Genomic DNA, 19,135 nt, shown 5'->3' on the forward strand with positions numbered 1-19,135 from the left:
TGATGTGGTTTGTCTCTAGTTGGTCCAACTCAAGCCAAATGACTTTGCCATTTGGCTCAAGTCCATCAAAAACTACCTAAAAAATAGTGCCAGCAAGATTTCTCTCACTAACACTAAAACTTTTTAATAACCTGGTTTTGTTGGATGTTTATCAATCACAAATTGATTGTTTTCTAAAGCTTTTTTACCAGAATCAGTTAAACGTAAGCCGCGAACATTGAAGTATTCATCTAATTCTTTATTGGAATAATGCTTTTTGATTTCTTCCACTAAGCCTGTTTTATTTAATTTTGAATAGCCTTTAATGTTTTTCATTTTTAATAAGCTTTTCAACAAAGTAGCTGTGACGTGATCCATTGATTCATAAGGCGACTCTTGAACCACATAACCGTGTTCGATTAAGCTTTTTAAAGATTGGTGAGCGTTAATGCCGTAGTCATATTCAAAGTATTTCGGCATCACTGATTCGTTTGTGAATGTCCCTAAAGAAATTCGCCAAATTAAGATGATATCTCCCGGTAATAAGCCTTCTTCAGTACGTTGCATATTGCGCAAAGGCACACGCGTTTCGCTTGTTAAGTTTAAATCACGGAACCATTTTTTTAGATTACGTTCTGGTGAGATGTAAGGTAATTCAGGGTAATCTTTGTAAATTTTTTCAACTTCTTTGATTTCTTCTTCTGTATCATTAATAGGATAATTTATTTTCATATTTTTCCTCCTAAGATAATAATAAATATGCAATCAGTGCATAAAGTAATAGATGAACTGGATAGAACCAGTAGAATGCTTTGGAGCTGAGATTTCCTTTTAAACCATTGTAAAAATAGGTAATAATGAAAGCGGGCATCGCAAACCAACTGCCGATAAATGCAAAAGCACCAAAAAGGGATTGGAATAACCGGTAATCCCGTAGGACGTACAGAATAATGATGACGGATACGCCTAAAGTAGAATAATCTGTGTCCAAGATGAAGACAAATGCTAAGGAGAGCACAACTCCCACAAAACGGTAAATGGGTTGCTCAAATTTTTCTATACACCAAATAGCAAACAGTCCACTAAATAAGGTGAACATCACATTCTGTCCAGAAAAATCAAAGAATGTATGCGATCTCGCTAAGTCAAAAGGAATTTCAGAAATTAGCGCAAAGATACCGAGACGTTTTAAATACTTTTTCACATCGCTTGTATGCTGAAAGCCTTCGACAATTAAAAAACAGAATAACGGAAAAGCGAGCCGCCCGACTGCCCGACTTGCGGTGTACACGGAGTTCCATGTTTCGAAATTAGCTTGACCATTCCCCGCTTGTAACCAGGGTAGGAAAACGAAAGCACCTAAGTGATCAATAAACATCGAAGCCATCGCAATGATTTTGATGGTCGCACTATTTATAAACGTATTTTGAGGCTTATTTAAAGCTTCCATATGATAAAGTATCCTTTCTGAGTCAAATCTTTCATTTTGAAATACAATGTTTACATAACAGTAATTAAGTTATGATACTGTATAGAAAATATTTTTAACAATCTAATGTTCAATTAGAGGAATTATACATATTTTAACAAGAAAAACATGGATATAGTAGTCCTTTCTTTGAAGGATGCCGGGCTTATGCAAGAATCATTAAACAAGAATGTTAATTTATTAGAAGCGTTATGATATACTTCTACTATATAAAATTTAAGGAGAATGAATCTGTGATACAACCTTCCCCGATCATAAGTAAAACTCAGATGACGTTGATTGATCATATGTTGGAATATAATCAATATCGACCGTTATTATCTTATATAAAAGAGAATACTACACTGAACGATTCCTACCTTATTCACTCAATACAACTTGCTCAAGCTTTTCTAGATGTAAATATTCGAGAAATTGAGCAACTAGCTCCCAAAGTAGACCGCCAATATTTACTCAAGCCCACATACCTAGAACGCCGAGTGTATAGCTATGCACATTATATGAATGTTCAATTTGAACGATGTGAATATATGGACTATTTTCGTGCACTCAGTCCGTTGTTGGTTGATTTACTGCGCTTAATTATCGAAGAAGATTTTATGCCGGAATTAAGTCAATATATCCAACCGATTGTCAAGGAAACCGTTGAAGGAAAGCCGGTTTATCGTGGTTTACAATGGAAGCAAGCAAAAGTGGAGGAAGAAGCGAATAAAGTGGCTGAGACCTTTACAAAATATTACGGCGACCGCTTCAATTATAAGCACTATGTAAGTTCGAGTCATTTGTTAAAACTCATTGACGATCATAGTAGAAATGACGAGGTTAGAGCGAAAGCCATTTCTTTAAGACATATTGAAAAATATGTCCGAAATATCGTGGCTCACGAAGTAATTTATGTCAGTGATGAACTAGTTGAACGTCGTACGGGGATGAACGTGGAGCAAATTCATCGTCTCCTTCAGGAAGCATTAATACTTGCTGGACTAGATGACAAGCGCCAATGGGCGATTTTGAACGAATTAAATAAAGCAATTAAAAATAATATACAAGACAGAACGAATTAAGGAGCGAAACATGAAAAAATTAGTTATTCGTGGAGGAAAACCTCTAAACGGTGAAATTACAATTAACGGAGCAAAAAACAGTACGGTGGCATTAATACCAGCCGCAATTATTGCTGACTCACCAGTTGTACTTGAAGGTGTGCCAGATATTCAAGATGTGCACTCATTACTTGAAATCCTTGCTGATTTTAATGTAAAAACCGAATTTAAAAACAATACACTAATGATTGACCCAACAGATATGGTGTCAATTCCAATGCCAACAGGAAGAATCCAAAGTTTACGTGCGTCTTATTACTTTATGGGTGCAACTTTATCGAAATTTGGTGAAGGTGTTATCGGACTACCTGGAGGATGTTTCTTAGGACCTCGACCAATTGACCAACATATTAAAGCCTTCCGTTCACTTGGAGCAACGGTTGAAGACGAATTTGGTGTTATTACTTTATCAACGCCAAATGGCCTAGAAGGTTCAAGAATTTACATGGACGTTGTCTCAGTGGGAGCAACAATCAACGCGATTCTAGCTTCTGTCCGCGCTAAAGGAAAAACAATCATCGAAAATGCGGCACGTGAGCCAGAAATTATCGATGTTGTGACACTTCTGAACAAAATGGGAGCAAATATCCGTGGTGCTGGAACAAGCGTTATCCGTATTGAAGGTGTCGACGAAATGCATGGTACCAACCATACAATCATTCCAGACCGTATTGAAGCGGGTACTTACATCACAGCAGCAGTCGCAATGGGTGAAAATGTTCGTGTCACAAACGTTATTTATGAACATATCGAAAGTTACATTGCTAAACTAGACGAAATGGGTGCGATGATGACGATTGGTGAAGATTCGATTGACATTAAGAAATCTGAAAACTTAAATATGGTTAACATTAAAACATTACCATACCCTGGTTTTGCGACTGACTTACAACAACCTTTCACACCATTACTTTTAAAAGCTCACGGTGAAGGAACGATTATGGATACAATTTATCCACAACGAGTGAAACACATTCCAGAACTAAATCGTATGGGTGCAAATATCAAAGTAGATGGCGATATTATCCGCATTAGTGGCCCATCAAAACTCCAGGGTGCCCCAGTTCGCGCAAGTGATTTACGTGCCGGCGCATGTCTTGTAATTGCGGCTTTAATCGCTGATGGCGAGACAGTCATCACAGGTGTAAGCAATATCTTACGTGGATATACTGATATCGTAGGTAAATTAAAAGCTATTGGTGCCGATATTGAAATGATTGAAGACGACACTGTCGAAGAATAATAAACATGACTATATTTGGGCAGATCAATTAAACTCTGTCCAAATATATTTTTGTATTCAAACCACCCCACTCGCCCACAAAACAAACTCCCCACAAACATTCAAGTAAAGAAAAGGAACTGATAAAATGACAGATGCATTTTCATTGCCAACATTATTAAACAAAGACGTAAAAGAGCTCTATGGTTACGCGCGCGAACTTAAAATCCCTAACTATAGTGAATTAAGTAAAAAAGAATTAGCTTTAGCGATTATGCGTACGCAAGAAGAGAAACAAGGCTTCTTCCAAGTTGAAGGAGTTTTAGATATTTTACCTGGGGATGGTTTTGGCTTTATTCGTCCAATTAACTACTCGCCGAGTCAAGAAGATATCTATATTTCAAATTCACAAATTCGCCGTTTTGATTTAAGAAACGGGGATAAAGTAGCCGGCCCAGCGCGTCCACCAAAATCAAATGAGCGCTATTACGGTTTGATGCAAATTTCAACCGTGAATGGTAAAGACCCAGAAGAAGCGAAAGAACGTGATCATTTCCCAAGTTTAACCCCATTATATCCAGAAGAACAAATTAAATTAGAGTACAAGCAAAATGCAATCAGTAACCGTTTAATAGATGTGTTCTCACCAATTGGATTTGGACAAAGGGGCCTAATTGTTTCACCGCCTAAAGCCGGTAAAACTTCAACATTAAAAAGCATTGCTAACGGGATTTCACAAAACTATCCTGAAGCAGAACTCATTGTTATATTAATCGATGAGCGACCAGAGGAAGTAACAGATATCGAACGGAGCGTGAATGGTGAAGTAGTTTCATCAACGTTTGACCAAAAACCTGAGAACCATATTCGTATTGCAGAATTAGTCTTGGACCGCGCCATGCGTTTAGTTGAAGATGGCCGTGATGTTGTTATATTAATGGATAGTATCACACGTCTTGCTCGTGCTTATAACTTGGTAGTTAAACCAAGTGGCCGTACATTAAGTGGTGGGTTAGACCCTGCATCATTCTACTTCCCGAAACGTTTCTTTGGAGCAGCGCGTAATATTGAAGACGGCGGTTCATTAACTATTTTAGCGACAGCTTTAGTGGATACAGGCAGCCGTATGGATGATTTAATCTATGAAGAATTCAAAGGGACAGGGAATATGGAAATTCACCTATCTCGCCAACTAGCAGAACGCCGTATCTTCCCAGCAATTGATATTCAACGTTCAGGAACACGTAAAGAAGAATTACTGATTCCGGAAGAAGAGTTAGATAAGATTTGGAAGTTCCGCAAAATGATGGTCGGAAATTCTCTTGAATACACTGATCAACTCATCGGAATTCTCCGTCACACAGATACTAACGAAGAATTCTTAGGACAAATTGAAAAATTAGTCCAAAAATAATCGAAATTCAAGGGCGATGTCATGAAAATGATGTCGCTTTTTTGTTTGGGCTTGTAAATAGAGAAAAGCGTCACTATGGAAACTCAAAGTGACGCTTTATACCAACCTTATTGACTCAGACAATCATCCACCAAAAAAAAGCAATCTGCCCATTAGCAGTTGCTTGCCTCTATAAGAGTTTATTCCGAAATTGATACTGGAACAAATTCAAATTTTGTTACATCAATCAAGCCCATGTCGGTAATTTTAAGTGCAGGAATTACAGAAAGTGGCATGAAACTTAATGTCATAATTGGATCAACACGGTGAGAAATTTCTAACTTCTCGTGTGCAACTTTATTAATGGCATCTTGTTGTGCCATCACTTCTTCGGCTGTTAAATCACTCATCAAGCCGCCCACTGGGAGAGGAAAATCAGCAATGACTTGACCGTCTTTAACTAACACGACACCACCTTGAAGTCGCTCCAATTCTTTCACAGCAAAAGCCATATCAGAATCATTTGTTCCCGCAACAACCACATTATGATTGTCATGTGCAATCGACTGAGCAATGGCTCCGTATTTCATTCCATAATCTTTTAATAAAGCCACACTCACATTACCAGTTAAGTGATGGCGCTCAATCACAGCAATTTTAACTACTGGAATGTCAGGATTATATTTAAAATTTCCATCAGCATCGCGGTCCACTTGAATAATCGCTTCATTGGTAATCACTTCTTGTTCAACGACTTCGATGGCACGGACAGTATCAGACTCTAAAGGTAAAACTAAACGCTCTTCGCTAAAATCCTTATACTTCACGCTCGATTCAACGACTTCGTAATTGGCACGCTGAATCGGAACTAAATATTCGCCGTCTTTAGCAACCAACTCTCCTTCAACATAAGTGCGTTGAACTGTGAAGTCTTCAAGGTTATCAAATACAATTAAATCCGCACGCAAGCCAGGTGCAATTGCCCCGCGGTCACGCAGACGTGTCGCTTCAGCGGTATTAATTGTTGCCATTTGAATGGTAGTCATTGGATCCAGACCTTCTTCAACACAAATTCGTAAACTATTATCTAGATGACCTAACTCTAAAAGTGTCTTTGCTTGGACATCGTCGCCAGATAAAAGACAGCGACGGTTATTGGAAGAAGTGACTCCTTTAAGTAACATGCGTAAGTTTTGTGTCACAGACCCTTCACGTAAGAAGACGTACATACCGCGACTTAATCGCTCATGCATTTCTTCAATCGTAGTACATTCATGATCATTTTCCACCCCAGCAACAATATAAGCGTTCAAATCTTTACCTGTAACCATCGGACTGTGTCCGTCAATTCGTTTATCGTGCTCACGGGCCACCATCACTTTGTCAATGACGCTATCCTGATTATTAATAATACCTGGAAAGTTCATAAATTCAGCTAAACCATCAACTTGCCCGTCAATAATTGGTTGAACCATATCTTGGGCAGTGATAACGGCGCCGGAGTTTTCCATATTTGTTGCTGGGACGCATGAGGGCATCATATAACGGATATCAATCCCTGCATTCTGAGATGCATCAATCATGTAGCTTAACCCGTTCATGCCAGCCACATTAGCAATTTCATGAGGATCCGCGAGGGCCGTTGTTGTCCCATGAATCGCTAATACCCGGGCAAATTCTTCTGGAGTCACATAAGATGATTCAACATGAATATGTGGTTCGATTAACCCGGGTGCTACAATCTTACCTGCTAAGTCGTGGACCTCTTTACCTTCATAATCACCCCCTATGCCGGCAATGACACCTTCTGTGATCGCAATATCCCCTTCAATTAATTGTCCTTGATAGACATCGACAATTCGTGCATTTTTAATGACGACATCTGCTGATGTTCGCCCTGCAGCCACGTCGATTAAATGTTTTAGTGATGCTTTATTCATGAAATCCTCCCTTGAAAAATAACTTTTATCTATAATAGACAATAGATGGACTTCCTTTCAAGGATACGCGGATAATAAACACAAAATAAATATCATTGTTCGTGTTATTCACTGAAGTGAAGAAGTTGTTCTTATTTTATAGTAGTTAGCATTTCCGGTATAATAAGATTGTAAAGAAGACTAAGATAGGTGATAAAATGGCGAAAAAAGATAAAACAAATGTGATGCGTGTGCTTGAGCAAAATAAAATCGAGTATACTGGCTATCAATGGGAAGATGTAGACAAATTAAAAGTCGAGTCGCCCATCTACAAAACCCTTGTTACACAAGGGAAATCGGGTGAACATTACGTCTTCGTTGTTCCAGTAACGCAAGAATTGAATTTAAAAAAAGCAGCCAAAGTTGTTGGCGAAAAAAATATTCATATGATTAAAGAAAAAGAATTACTTCCACTCACAGGATACCTCCATGGGGGCTGCTCACCGATTGGGATGAAGAAACAATTTAAGACCGTGCTAGATGAATCGGCGAAAGAGTACGAACTTATTTTATTCAGTGGAGGAAAAGTTGGCTTTTCAGTGGAAGTAAACCCAAGGGATTTAGTAGCAGTTATTAACTTTGAACTCGCAGATATTGCGACAGCATAATAGAGGAGAGATAGTATGGCAGATTTTAAATTTGAAATTATAGAACATTACGGCCAATTAAGTGAGAATGCGAAAGGTTGGTCAAAAGAATTAACAAAAGTTAGTTGGAATGAACGTGAACCCAAATTTGATATACGAGACTGGGGTCCAGAATACGACAAAATGGGTAAAGGACTGACTTTTACAGAAGAAGAATTAAGAGTACTCCGCGATGTATTAAATAAGATGGATCTATAGATGATTGAATACCAAAAGAAAGTCGATATAACCCACGAGGCACTGCTTCATTTATATGAAAGTGTCGGATGGAGCGCTTATACACAAGATAATCCGGACTTAACGAGTTTACTCGAAGGAGCCAAGCATTACTTAACAGCTTGGGACGGAGAACGTTTAATCGGCTTGATTCGAGTCGTAGGCGACGGTGTGTACATTGCTTATATTCAAGATGTTTTGGTCCATCCTGATTATCAAAAGCAAGGAATAGGGAAGTATTTAATGCAAAAGATGTTAAAAGAGATCCGATACGCAAAGCAGATTATATTAACTACTGAGAATTCACCTGCAACGAAAGCATTTTATCAGTCACTAGGAATGAAGGAATTCAATGAAACTGGTGCGTTAGGTTTCTCAATGTAGCGTGCTTGAGATGAAAAAGTCGAGGAGGACTTTATCATGAGTAAACAGAAGAAGAGCGAGAACAAAGGAAATACTGGGATGTGGATGGGAATTTGTATAGCCTTAGGAGTTGCTTTTGGGATAATGATGGACAATATTGGAATAGGGATTGCTTTAGGTGTGGCCTTTGGAGCTGCCCTTGGCTCAATAGATATGAGCCCGAAAGATAAAGAAAAAGAAGAGTAAACTATTGAACGGTCATCAGGTTCTATATGTCGTTAATCAATACTATATGAGAATTAAAAATGACTAAACATAATAAAAATAAAAAAGAATAAAAATTCAAAAAGTCTTTGCATTCAAATATCAAACGTGGTATTATACTGATGTTGCACGCAGATGCATAATAATTAACTGTGGTTTAGCATATAAATCACGGCAGAAAGGAAGTAGACATATGAAAGCAGGAATTCATCCAGAATATTCACAAGTAGTTTTCCGTGATACATCAACAGGTTTTGAATTTTTATCAGGTTCTACAAAAACATCAAATGAAACAGTAGAGTGGGAAGATGGAAACACATATCCATTAATCCGTGTTGAGGTTTCTTCAGATTCTCATCCATTCTATACAGGACGTCAAAAATTCACGCAAGCCGATGGACGTGTGGACCGTTTCAACAAAAAATTCGGTTTCGCAGACAAAAACGCAAAACAAGATTAATTATAGTTATGAACATTGTTATACCAATGTTTCAAAAGACTTACTACCAAGTGTAGTGAGTCTTTTTTTCGTTTTGGCTAACTATTTTTAGAAAAACTTGATGCACGTCAATAAATTTGAAGTCAATGATTGGTATATTTAAACTATCAAACAATAGGAGGATGGTAAAGATGACTGAATCATGGTTACCAAGCTTAATCACTGAAACACCTGAAGAAGGGTACGACCTCGCAATGAAACTAGCACGTAAAGCTGTCGGGATGACGCAACCTGATGCTGAAATTAGAAAGAAATTACGTCCTATTTATGCAAATAATCCCGACAGTTTAACATTCGCTTCGCAAGTCGTTGCGATTAACTTCCAAACAGTTGCAGCAGCTAACAACTATTGGAAATAAGAGACAGTATGATCCTCAATAATTGTAGTTATTTTAACTACATTGTTGAGGATTTTTTTTGGTCAGATAATGTCCTTGAGAAAAAGTCAGGAACAAGATATACGATTTTAAGCCCTTGAAAAAATCTTAAGGACACAATTCACTCTTGCGACCCATTATCCCGTCATTGCATTTAACTCAATGCCTGCCTTCGCTTTTTTGAAGGTCAATAATGTGAGTTTAACGAGCGGTTTCGTTGACTTTAAGCGTTTAAAGCGTTACATTTTAATAGATATTTGATTGAAATTTAAACTAAATTATTAGGAGGATTTATATATGTTATTTGAAAATATTGTCGACGCAATTGGGTATACACCCGTAGTTAAAATCAACGGTCTAGATGATTCTTATGCAGATGTTTATGTAAAACTTGAGAAGAATAATCCAAGTGGATCAGTGAAGGATCGCCCTGTAAAATACATCATTCAAGATTTATTAGATAAAGGTGAACTAAAACCTGGTGGAACAATCGTTGAATCAACAAGTGGTAACACAGGTGTTGGTTTGGCAATGGTTGGAGCAGCGTTAGGTATTAAAGTAATTATCGTAATGCCAGACTCAATGAGTGTTGAGCGCCGTAAACTAATGCAAGCTTATGGAGCAGAATTAGTATTAACACCAGCTTCAGGTGGAATGAGTTTAGCAGGAGAAAAAGCGGAAGAAATTGCTAAAGAGAAAAACGCACCTATCTTCGGCCAATTTAAAAACGAAGCAAACGTAACTTCACATGAAGAAACAACTGCCCGTGAAGTATTAGAAGATGTTCCGGATGTGGATGGTTTCGTTGCAGGTATTGGTACTGGAGGAACAATTACAGGTGTAGGACGCGTGTTAAAAGAAAATAATCCAGAAACAGTTATCTGGTCAGTAGAGCCAGAAGCTTCACCAATCTTAACAAAAGGAGAAGCAGGATCGCATAAGATTCAAGGTTTAGGAGCGAACTTTATTCCAGAAATCCTTGACCAATCTGTCATTGATAAGATTGAGACAGTATCGAACGATGAAGCGATTAATACAGCTGTTGAGTTAGCGAAGTCACAAGGGATCTTAGCTGGATTTTCTTCTGGAGCGAACTATGCAGTAGCATTACGTTTAGCAAAAGAATTAGGGAAAGGTAAGAAAGTAGTCGTTGTATTACCAGATAGTGGAGAACGCTACTTATCTTCTGGGTTTTTCGGCAATGGACAAGCAGAATAATTATAGTGACGAAGCCCTTGAACTCGCGCAATACATTTATGAAAATGATCCTGCCGCAACAAGCGTAGAGGAAGTCACTGACTTATACCCAGGCTTTAAAGCAGTTAAAAATCATTTAGAAGCGCATAAACTTTACTTAGAAGGTGAAATTTATGAAGCACGCAAATTATCAGAAGTGTCTCGAACTGAAACAGGGATAGAAATTCATCCCGGCGCAAAACTCGGTAAGAATATCTTTATCGATCATGGTATGGGTGTGGTTATTGGTGAGACAGCGATTCTGGGAGACCGGGCTAAGCTTTACCACGGAGTGACTTTAGGTGGAACAGGGAATGAGAAAGGAAAGAAGCGCCATCCAACAATTCAACATGATGTTGAAATTGGAGCTAACGCGACTTTACTAGGTAACATTACTGTAGGTCATCACGCCAAAATTGGTGCCGGTGCCGTCGTATTAAAAGACGTCCCACCGTATGCAACCGCCGTAGGCGTGCCAGCTCGTATTATTCTTCATGATAAAAATTGGAACCGTATCGGGGAATATCAAATTTAAAAACAAAGACGTTCAGTCTCACTATTGGAGATTGAACATCTTTTGTGTACATTATTGGCCGTCTTTAATAATTTGAATAAATCGGTCAGTGAAATTTGCGGTAAAACCCCATAAAACTTCATCAGGAAAATGGTAAAAAGGAATTTTCTGTTTGACTTCATTAAAGGGATATTTTTCACCTTGATTAATCAGATGAAATGGAAATTCCTGATTTACTTCCTTACCCTGATTTTGTGTATACTCAAAACTCAATTGATACAAAGTGGGTTTGTTTTCCATTAAGTGGTCTAAAGGAATTGTGAACAATCTTTCTACTTCAATATTTGGATAAATATCTTCAAAGGCCACACCAGTAATTTCACCAACGTAACAATAAATAATTCGATTGGCAGCAATAATATAATCGATTTCCCCATAGACGCTGATATTTTCGCGTTGGATATTTAACTCTTCCATCGTTTCACGAACAGCGGCTTCTTCAGGTGATTCATCCGTTTCAATGCGTCCTCCAGGGAAAGAAGTTTCACCTGGTTGTGAGATATGTTTACTACGAACTTCATACAGCACATGCCATTCATCCTTTATTTTTATGAGCGGGAGCAGAACAGCGTAACCTCTTTGAACTCCGAGTGCTTTAGCATCATAATGTTGGATAATCTGTCGAATTTTCTTCATATTTTCTTCCTTTTACTCTCTCGAAAATATTGTTAAAGTGATGCCATTAACGGTATACTATAACTAATATCTGAAATGAGGTGTGAGTTATGTCTTTTGGTAATGATGATAACATTTTTCGTGCATTACAGCAATTTATTGACCAGTATGGAGATGAATTTGAAAATATTGAAAAAGCAATTGAAGCTTTTATGTCGTTTTATAATAAAGGTAATCTAGAAAATGAGATAGAATCAACACCTGAAATGGAATCAGCAGAATTACTCGAACTATCAATGAGTATCGATGATGAGAAGCAGCGCAAGGCTTTATTACGTGAAGCGATTGAGTTGTGGCCAGAAAATTGGAACGCCCATTTAGAACTCATTGAAGGCACTTTGGTTGAACAAATTAAGCAAATTCGTGAGCTAGAGATTAAAGCATTTCATAAATGGGAAGAAACAGATCAAGTCGGCTGGATAAATTATGAAGAACGTCCTTACTTAAGATTAAAGTTTATGTTAGCCGTGATTTTATTTAAACAAGGCTTGTTAGAAGAAGCGTTAGAACATTTTGAAAACTTATATGAGATTGACGAGATGGATAGTTTAGGGGCACGTTATTATATTATGTCGATTTATTGCCGGACATATGACTTTGAAAGTGCCTATGAACTGTTCTCAGATGTCCCTTACCCAGCGAGTGAAGATGATCGAATGATTATTCCATTGCTTGTTGTGGCAGTTTTGACTAATAAATTGACGTATGCTAAAGATTTATTCTTAGATTTAGAAGAAGCAAATGACAATCTCTTTCAATTATTTATGGACGATTCTTGGCCAATGGATTTAATTTTAGGTTTTGGTGAAGTTGATCATTTCCAAATGAATTCCTTTGAATCTATTGCGGTTGCGTTAAATGATATTTTGCCTGTCGTAGTTAGCTCAGAGTATTTGTTTGACTGGATGTTGGAGGAGTATGAAGCAGCAGAACCACATGAGCGTGTGAATGTAAATGAGAAAGTTATTTCGTTTACAGGCGCGTCAAAGCAATACCGAGCACAAACGAATCAATTTACTTATAAGTCCTATCTAGAAATACCCGTTCTGGCAGATGTCGTACATAATGCGGCGGTAACACTTCAAGAAATGGGACTGGTAAAAGTTGAAGATTTTTCAGCATATACAGAAAAAGAGCTCTTAGCCGTAAAGCATATCGGTCCACAAACCATTAAGCAATTAAAAGCAAACGGTGTAAAATTCAAAAAGAAATAAGCACCCCTGATGTAAGCATTTCCGAGCGCAACTTGTGTAGGAAGTGCTTTTATTGTTCTTTTAAAATATAATAGAATGTAGGGCTGTATCACTCCTGTATTGAAGGAAAACCAAACATGTGATAATTACTTTCAGAGTGTAAAACCCTTTCAGTTTTAACTTGAATATGATACAGTGTTGTATATAAAAGTAATACAGATTAAATAAAAAAATACGTATAAATCAGTTGAAATAAAGGAGATTATTATGGAAAGAATTGGGAACTTTTTATTAATTACTAAAGATGGCGATAACTATACAGTGAGTATGTCTGCAGAATTACAAGATGATGTTGGAACCATCGGTTTTGTGGAATTTAACCAAGAAGATAACTTAGAAGTGGATGATGCAATATTAAACTTAGAAGCATCAAAGACAGTATTAGAGATTGCATCACCCATTGCTGGAACAATTGTAGAACGCAATACAGCAGCGGAAGATAATCCTCAATTATTAAACTCAGCGAAAGCAGATGAGAACTGGTTAGTAAAATTAACTAACGTTGACGAAGAAGCATTCAATGCTTTAGAAGAAGCGTAATCATATGCAATACAAGGACGCATTTAAGTAGAGGCCAAGCCCTTTGCTTAAGTGCGTCTACTTTATCTAGGAAAATATGAAATTGAAAGGACGAGTCAATGAAAGCAATCGTAGATCTTGAATGGATGGTTCAATATTTATCAAAAGAAGAAGATGCCCCTACACTTGAAGAATCGGAAGATGCTTTTAAGAAATGGCGTCATTTGGTCAATGTCCGTCCACCAAAAGCAATCTCGGAAGAGTACTTAGAACATGAGGACCGCTTTCTAAAAGCAAATAATAATCAAGAAGAAGCAGTAGCTTTAGAAGATTTAACACCAGTTGCAGGAGATAATATTTATCTTTGGAAAGGTGATATTACAACTTTAGCGGTTGATAGTATAGTGAATGCAGCCAATTCAGAGCTGTTAGGATGTTTTATCCCAAATCATAATTGTATTGACAATATTATTCATACAAAGGCGGGCATTCGTTTACGACTTGCATGTCACGAAATTATGACTGAACAAGGGAAGAAGGAACCGGTAGGTAAAGCAAAATTGACTCCAGCCTATCACTTACCAGCCAACTATATCATTCATACTGTTGGGCCAACTGCCAGTGGCAGAGTGACAAGAATCAATCAAAAGTTACTTGCCCAGACATATCAGGCATGTTTAGAGATGGCTGATCGAAACCAACTTGAAAGTATTGCTTTCTGCTGTATTTCAACCGGGGTCTTCGGCTTTCCGAATGAGCCAGCAGCGGAGATTGCGATTACGACAGTTCGTGATTATTTAATTGATCATGAGACAGATTTAAAAGTGATTTTCAATGTGTATGAAGACGAAGATGAAGCGATATATCAAAAGAAATTAATTAAAGGAGACGCATGATGGCAAATTATTGGAAGACCCTTGAAGCAGAGCAAGGAACTTTAGAAGATGGCCAAGTGTTACGACGATTGCTTGATGAAGCGGATGCCATTGTTGTAGGTATCGGAGCTGGAATGTCAGCAGCAGACGGCTTTAAATATATTGGATCGCGCTTTACAGACGCCTTTCCTGACTTCATTGAAAAGTACGGCCTACTAGATATGTTACAAGCAAGTCTGTTTGACTTTGAAAGTGTGGAAGAGTATTGGGCATTTCAAAGTCGCTTCGTTGTCTTAAACTATTTAGATCAACCAGTAGGGCAGTCGTACTTAGATTTAAAAGACATGTTAGAAGGACGCAATTACCATATTATTACAACTAATGCCGATAATGCCTTTGATGTAGCCGATTATGATAGTGACCATGTCTTTCACATTCAAGGTGAGTATGGTTTATGGCAATGTTCAAAACACTGTCATCAACAAACTTACCGCGACGATTCAGTAATTCGTGAGATGGTGGAGCAACAGGAGAACATGAAAGTTCCGTCTGAATTAGTACCACACTGTCCAGAATGTGGTGCACCTTTTGAAATTAACAAGCGAAATGAAGAAAAAGGTATGGTGGAAGACGGCGATTTCCATGCACAAAAAGATCGCTATGAAGCCTTTCTAAAAGAAAATGAAGGCAAAAAAGTAGTCTTTTTAGAAATCGGCGTGGGACACACAACGCCTCAATTCATTAAACATCCCTTCCAAAAAATGACGGAAGCAAACGACAAAGCATTATTTGTTACAATGAATAAGAAAAATTACCGAATTCCAAAAGCGATCCGCCCGCAAACAGTTCATTTAGCCCAAGACATCGCTAATACGATTCACAAAGCTAAAAACTTCGATGCGGTCAAATAAACATATAATAAAGCACTCGTATCCCAGTGATGCGAGTGCTTTTTAGCATTTGAATGTGGTAATAGATGGGTGAATAATAGAATGGGAGGAGGTGAAGGGATGACTGATTACTTAACCGAATTTTTGAACGGATTTACTTTAACTCAAGCAGAAGTCGAACAACTAAGCTCCGAAATCGATGTAAGAACATACAAACAAGGAACAATACTCCTTAGGCAAGGTGACGTATCTAAAGGATGTTACTTCGTGTTACAAGGCTGTTTAAGGCAGTTTGTGATTGATGAAGCCGGTGAAGAAACCACTTATAATTTCTACACGGAGAAACAAACAGCGATTAATTATAAAAGTTATACCTAGAGAATCCCTTCAGATTATTCAATTGAATGTGTCGAAGATTCTGTATTGATCGTCGGTGATTTTATTAATGAAGATGTGATGTTTCAAAAATAAACTAAATTAATTGTATTTACGCGAGGCTTCATGGAAGAAGACCTAGCAAACATTCAAGATAATAATGCCCGTTTCATTAGCGCCTCACCACAAGAAAGCTACTTAAATTTATTAGATACTCGTCCTGATTTCATTGACCGCGTTCTCCAACATCAATTGGCTAGTTTACTTGGAATGAAACCAGAATCATTAAGCCGCATTAAGCGCTGGTTGAACCTTTAGAGCCATGCCATTTTTAAAGATAAACCAAAGTGCCAAACTCAATTCGCCTAAAGCCATCGGGACCGCTAAAAAGCCTTCTAATTGTGAAGCTAGAGCTGTCATGTCTGGTCCAAGTACAGTTAAAGTCTGGATGATAATATAGCTCACACCAGCCAGTAATAATAAATAACCCATTACTTTATGAATCGGTGTTGCTTTCAATACGGCATAAGCTAGAACTAATAAATGCAAGCCGAAAATAATTAAGCCAAAGCCCCAAATTAAGCTAAAAGCCCGTTCACCTGCAGCGATTGACGGCAGTAAAACGTCTAAATTCGCTTTTGATATCAGGCATTGACTTAAATCAAGGTGAAAAAAGATTACTAGAAAAGAGGATTCTCTAAATCTAGTAATCTTTTATTTTTTTGTTTTCGCGTTTCTCTTTGACAAATACTTCTAAACGTCGCATCGCTTCTTTAATATCATCGATACTTGCAGCATAGCTGAGGCGAACGTGACTTTCGCCACCGATACCAAAGGCAGATCCCGGTACGAAAGCAACGGCAGCTGAATGAGCTAAGTCTAGACAAAAGTCCATACTATTTTGTTCCAAATCTTCTGGAATACGCGCGAACATATAGAATGTGCCACTTGGCTTAACGATTTTGAAACCTAAGCGTGTCATAAAATCATAAATATAATCACGGCGCATCATATATTTTTCTCGCATCGGTTGAGCGTCGTTCATGCCATTTTCCAACGCTGCACGAGCAGCTAATTGAGAAATCGTTGAGTTTGTGGTGACAAGATTTTGGTGCACTTTAACTAATTGGCTCATAATATTCGCTGGGGCAAAAAGGAGCCCTACACGCCAGCCTGTCATCGCATGAGATTTAGATACACCATTAATCACAATTGCTTGCTCACGAATGTATTTCGCAATCGATACGTGCTCTTCTTCGTAAACTAATTCGCTGTATACTTCATCACTAATGACAAATATTGGTCGATCACGCAGAACATCTGCGAAAGCTTTTGCATCTTCTTCCGTCCAGTTTACTCCCGTTGGATTGGTCGGATAATTTAAGATGATTGCTTTAACGGCATCACCATGCTCTTCTAACGTATCTTTTAACATCTCTGGTGACATAACAAAATCATTGGCAGATGTATCCACTTCAATTGGTTCACCACCGGCTAAGTAAATAATTGAAGAATATAAAGTAAAGTAAGGAGAGGGTACAATAATCTTATCTCCAGGATTACAAATCGATTGAAGTGCCGTTGATAGCGATTCAGTCGCCCCAACAGTTACAATGACTTCGTCTTCCCATTGATAATCTAAATCGTATTTTTCTTTAACGAAATTTGCGGCAGCTTGACGTAGGCGGTTATCTCCAGGTGTCGATAAATAACCGGTTTGATTGTCTTGAATGGCTTTGATTCCAGCATCTTTAACATGTTCAGGCGTATTAAAATCTGGTTGGCCGAGCGTTAATTTGATGATACCCTCAACTTGGGACGCACTTTCATCGAAGGCTCGAATGGCATTGGGTTTAATTTTAGTTAAGTTAGTATTGAATAAATTATCTAATTTCATTTTAATGTATCCCTCATCTAAAGTTCATTTTTAGTTAGTCTATCATAATTTTAGTTGTTATTAAATGATTTTTTTATAGGATAGCGATATCATAAGGAATTTTATGCTATAATGGGAAGGAATATTTTAGAGACAATAAAAGGAGAATGTGAAATGATTTCTGCAGTAGATTTAAAAGCAGGTATGACATTTATTCAAGATGGAAAATTAATTCGAGTATTAAGCGCAAGTCACCATAAACCAGGTAAAGGGAATACAGTTATGCGTATGAAATTACGTGACGTTCGCTCTGGTGCGACTTATGATACAACTTTCCGTCCGGATGAAAAATTCGAACGTGCTTTCCTTGAAACAAAAGATGTTCAATTCTTATACAGCATGGACGAAACAGCTTACTTCATGGACTTAGAATCATATGAACAATATGAATTACCAGTAGATTCAATTGAAGATGAGTTATTATACTTATTAGAAAATATGGAAGTAAAAATCCAATTCTACGGTTCTGAAGTTATCGGGGTTGAAGTACCTCAAACTGTTACTTTAAAAGTAAAAGAAACACAACCATCAATTAAAGGTGCAACAGTAACAGGATCTGGTAAACCAGCAACAATGGAAACTGGTTTAGTAGTCAACGTTCCTGACTTCATCGAAGTTGGAGAAGCGTTAATCATCAACACGTCTGAAGGAACTTACCAAAAACGTGCGTAAATAATAGTTAAGGCGGATCCTCGGATTCGTCTTTTTTTTTTGTAAAAATTAACACAAAATAAAAATATTTTCCAACACAATTTAGCGCCTAGCCATGACACCAGATGGTCTCACGCTGAGCGCTATACTTTTATTATCTTTAGTCTTCTTTTGAATCTGCTTGTGCTTTTTCAAATGCTGCAAGAATATCTGGATGATTACGTTTTAAAGATAGTGGACGCTGAGTTTCGGCATCTAGGAAACAATGCGATGTTGATCCTGTCGTTGTTAAATCGCCCGTTTCTTTATTATATACTTTATATTCAACTGTCATTCTAACAGGTGTAAAGTGAGATATTCGCAATCGAATGATAGCCGTTGAGCCAAAAGGAAGCATTTGTTTATATTCAACTTGAGCAGAAAGTACTGGAATCATGATACCTTCGTCTTCTATTTGCTTATAACTGTAGCCAATATCAGATAACCAAACGAGACGGGCTTCTTCAAACCAACGCAAATAATTGGAATGATGCACAATGCGCATTGCATCTGTTTCATAAAACTGAATTAAATGTTCATATTCAAAAATCATTGTAAGTACCTCTCCTATTTAAAATGTG

The 19,135-nt window shown here is 37.7% G+C and carries 25 protein-coding genes; 18 read left to right on the forward strand and 7 right to left on the reverse strand.

The genetic code is table 11. From position 1 onward, the window contains the following. Nucleotides 1-123: 123 nt before the first annotated feature. Together HW423_RS08215 and HW423_RS08220 are read right to left on the reverse strand one after the other, a co-directional pair. Nucleotides 124-711 carry a hypothetical protein gene (locus HW423_RS08215; protein ID WP_218931454.1) on the reverse strand — a complete coding sequence of 196 codons (588 nt, stop codon included), beginning with the start codon at nucleotides 709-711 and terminating at the stop codon, nucleotides 124-126. 10 nt (nucleotides 712-721) lie between these two features. After that, the gene (locus HW423_RS08220; RefSeq protein WP_218931455.1) at nucleotides 722-1,429 is read right to left on the reverse strand and encodes a TraX family protein; all 708 of its coding nucleotides are present in this window, start codon (nucleotides 1,427-1,429) and stop codon (nucleotides 722-724) included. 272 nt (nucleotides 1,430-1,701) lie between these two features. On the opposite strand from HW423_RS08220, the gene HW423_RS08225 reads away from it, so the two are divergent. The 3 genes from HW423_RS08225 (at nucleotide 1,702) to rho (ending at nucleotide 5,207) form a co-directional block, all read left to right on the forward strand. Beyond that, nucleotides 1,702-2,532 (forward strand): hypothetical protein, encoded by an 831-nt coding sequence (locus tag HW423_RS08225; protein ID WP_218931456.1) that lies wholly within the window; start codon nucleotides 1,702-1,704, stop codon nucleotides 2,530-2,532. A gap of 10 nt (nucleotides 2,533-2,542) precedes the next feature. Then, nucleotides 2,543-3,814 (forward strand): UDP-N-acetylglucosamine 1-carboxyvinyltransferase, encoded by a 1,272-nt coding sequence (locus HW423_RS08230; RefSeq protein ID WP_218931457.1) that lies wholly within the window; start codon nucleotides 2,543-2,545, stop codon nucleotides 3,812-3,814. Between the two features lie 127 nt (nucleotides 3,815-3,941). Then, nucleotides 3,942-5,207, forward strand: coding sequence for a transcription termination factor Rho (gene rho / locus HW423_RS08235; RefSeq protein ID WP_218931458.1), 1,266 nt, complete (start codon nucleotides 3,942-3,944; stop codon nucleotides 5,205-5,207). A gap of 179 nt (nucleotides 5,208-5,386) precedes the next feature. Here the strand turns inward: rho and ade are convergent, their stop codons facing one another. Further along, the gene (gene ade / locus HW423_RS08240) at nucleotides 5,387-7,126 is read right to left on the reverse strand and encodes an adenine deaminase (RefSeq protein WP_218931459.1); all 1,740 of its coding nucleotides are present in this window, start codon (nucleotides 7,124-7,126) and stop codon (nucleotides 5,387-5,389) included. A 197-nt stretch (nucleotides 7,127-7,323) separates the two neighbouring features. On the opposite strand from ade, the gene HW423_RS08245 reads away from it, so the two are divergent. The 8 genes from HW423_RS08245 (at nucleotide 7,324) to epsC (ending at nucleotide 11,302) form a co-directional block, all read left to right on the forward strand. Then, a complete protein-coding gene (locus HW423_RS08245) occupies nucleotides 7,324-7,773 on the forward strand; it encodes an aminoacyl-tRNA deacylase (protein WP_218931460.1) in 450 nt (149 codons plus the stop codon). Between the two features lie 15 nt (nucleotides 7,774-7,788). Next, a complete protein-coding gene (locus HW423_RS08250) occupies nucleotides 7,789-8,010 on the forward strand; it encodes a YdbC family protein (RefSeq protein WP_218931461.1) in 222 nt (73 codons plus the stop codon). Beyond that, nucleotides 8,011-8,412 (forward strand): GNAT family N-acetyltransferase, encoded by a 402-nt coding sequence (locus HW423_RS08255; RefSeq protein WP_218931462.1) that lies wholly within the window; start codon nucleotides 8,011-8,013, stop codon nucleotides 8,410-8,412. 36 nt (nucleotides 8,413-8,448) lie between these two features. Then, nucleotides 8,449-8,637 carry a hypothetical protein gene (locus tag HW423_RS08260; RefSeq protein WP_218931492.1) on the forward strand — a complete coding sequence of 63 codons (189 nt, stop codon included), beginning with the start codon at nucleotides 8,449-8,451 and terminating at the stop codon, nucleotides 8,635-8,637. Nucleotides 8,638-8,848: 211 nt separating this feature from the next. Further along, nucleotides 8,849-9,115 (forward strand): type B 50S ribosomal protein L31, encoded by a 267-nt coding sequence (locus HW423_RS08265; protein ID WP_218931463.1) that lies wholly within the window; start codon nucleotides 8,849-8,851, stop codon nucleotides 9,113-9,115. Between the two features lie 170 nt (nucleotides 9,116-9,285). Continuing rightward, nucleotides 9,286-9,513 (forward strand): hexameric tyrosine-coordinated heme protein, encoded by a 228-nt coding sequence (locus HW423_RS08270; protein ID WP_197104199.1) that lies wholly within the window; start codon nucleotides 9,286-9,288, stop codon nucleotides 9,511-9,513. 315 nt (nucleotides 9,514-9,828) lie between these two features. After that, nucleotides 9,829-10,749 (forward strand): cysteine synthase A, encoded by a 921-nt coding sequence (cysK, locus tag HW423_RS08275; protein WP_218931464.1) that lies wholly within the window; start codon nucleotides 9,829-9,831, stop codon nucleotides 10,747-10,749. Then, a complete protein-coding gene (epsC, locus tag HW423_RS08280; protein ID WP_218931465.1) occupies nucleotides 10,733-11,302 on the forward strand; it encodes a serine O-acetyltransferase EpsC in 570 nt (189 codons plus the stop codon). Before cysK ends, epsC begins: the two co-directional genes overlap by 17 nt. A gap of 51 nt (nucleotides 11,303-11,353) precedes the next feature. On the opposite strand, the gene HW423_RS08285 is transcribed toward epsC, so the two are convergent. Beyond that, nucleotides 11,354-11,977 (reverse strand): NUDIX hydrolase, encoded by a 624-nt coding sequence (locus tag HW423_RS08285; protein ID WP_218931466.1) that lies wholly within the window; start codon nucleotides 11,975-11,977, stop codon nucleotides 11,354-11,356. A gap of 89 nt (nucleotides 11,978-12,066) precedes the next feature. Between HW423_RS08285 and HW423_RS08290 the strand changes: the two genes are divergently transcribed. The 6 genes from HW423_RS08290 to HW423_RS08315 all read left to right on the forward strand — a co-directional run bounded on the left by HW423_RS08290 (nucleotide 12,067) and on the right by HW423_RS08315 (nucleotide 16,246). Further along, complete coding sequence (locus HW423_RS08290) at nucleotides 12,067-13,230, forward strand: tetratricopeptide repeat protein (protein WP_218931467.1); 1,164 nt, start codon at nucleotides 12,067-12,069, stop codon at nucleotides 13,228-13,230. 246 nt (nucleotides 13,231-13,476) lie between these two features. Next, nucleotides 13,477-13,809, forward strand: a complete 333-nt coding sequence (locus tag HW423_RS08295; RefSeq protein ID WP_218931468.1) for a glycine cleavage system protein H — start codon at nucleotides 13,477-13,479, stop codon at nucleotides 13,807-13,809. Nucleotides 13,810-13,907: 98 nt separating this feature from the next. After that, nucleotides 13,908-14,684, forward strand: coding sequence for a protein-ADP-ribose hydrolase (locus tag HW423_RS08300; protein ID WP_235956419.1), 777 nt, complete (start codon nucleotides 13,908-13,910; stop codon nucleotides 14,682-14,684). Then, the gene (locus HW423_RS08305) at nucleotides 14,684-15,574 is read left to right on the forward strand and encodes an SIR2 family NAD-dependent protein deacylase (RefSeq protein WP_218931469.1); all 891 of its coding nucleotides are present in this window, start codon (nucleotides 14,684-14,686) and stop codon (nucleotides 15,572-15,574) included. Before HW423_RS08300 ends, HW423_RS08305 begins: the two co-directional genes overlap by 1 nt. 99 nt (nucleotides 15,575-15,673) lie before the next feature. After that, the gene (locus tag HW423_RS08310) at nucleotides 15,674-15,931 is read left to right on the forward strand and encodes a Crp/Fnr family transcriptional regulator (protein ID WP_218931470.1); all 258 of its coding nucleotides are present in this window, start codon (nucleotides 15,674-15,676) and stop codon (nucleotides 15,929-15,931) included. Between the two features lie 123 nt (nucleotides 15,932-16,054). After that, the gene (locus tag HW423_RS08315) at nucleotides 16,055-16,246 is read left to right on the forward strand and encodes a cyclic nucleotide-binding domain-containing protein (protein WP_218931471.1); all 192 of its coding nucleotides are present in this window, start codon (nucleotides 16,055-16,057) and stop codon (nucleotides 16,244-16,246) included. Here HW423_RS08315 and HW423_RS11180 read toward each other — a convergent pair. Continuing rightward, nucleotides 16,214-16,639 (reverse strand): DUF4386 domain-containing protein, encoded by a 426-nt coding sequence (locus HW423_RS11180; protein ID WP_218931490.1) that lies wholly within the window; start codon nucleotides 16,637-16,639, stop codon nucleotides 16,214-16,216. The two genes, HW423_RS08315 and HW423_RS11180, sit on opposite strands and share 33 nt — an antisense overlap. Then, on the reverse strand, nucleotides 16,632-17,825 hold the full coding sequence (locus HW423_RS08325) for an aminotransferase class I/II-fold pyridoxal phosphate-dependent enzyme (RefSeq protein WP_218931472.1): 1,194 nt from the start codon (nucleotides 17,823-17,825) through the stop codon (nucleotides 16,632-16,634). The genes HW423_RS11180 and HW423_RS08325 overlap by 8 nt, the downstream gene beginning before the upstream one ends. Before the next feature lie 153 nt (nucleotides 17,826-17,978). Between HW423_RS08325 and efp the strand changes: the two genes are divergently transcribed. Continuing rightward, nucleotides 17,979-18,536, forward strand: coding sequence for an elongation factor P (efp, locus tag HW423_RS08330; protein WP_218931473.1), 558 nt, complete (start codon nucleotides 17,979-17,981; stop codon nucleotides 18,534-18,536). Nucleotides 18,537-18,675: 139 nt separating this feature from the next. Here efp and HW423_RS08335 read toward each other — a convergent pair whose 3' ends face one another. Then, nucleotides 18,676-19,107, reverse strand: coding sequence for an acyl-CoA thioesterase (locus tag HW423_RS08335; RefSeq protein WP_218931474.1), 432 nt, complete (start codon nucleotides 19,105-19,107; stop codon nucleotides 18,676-18,678). Nucleotides 19,108-19,135: the final 28 nt, after the last annotated feature.

Origin of the sequence: Ruoffia halotolerans (assembly GCF_014049385.1) — a bacterium.
In the GTDB taxonomy this organism is placed as follows: Bacteria; Bacillota; Bacilli; order Lactobacillales; family Aerococcaceae; genus Ruoffia; species Ruoffia halotolerans.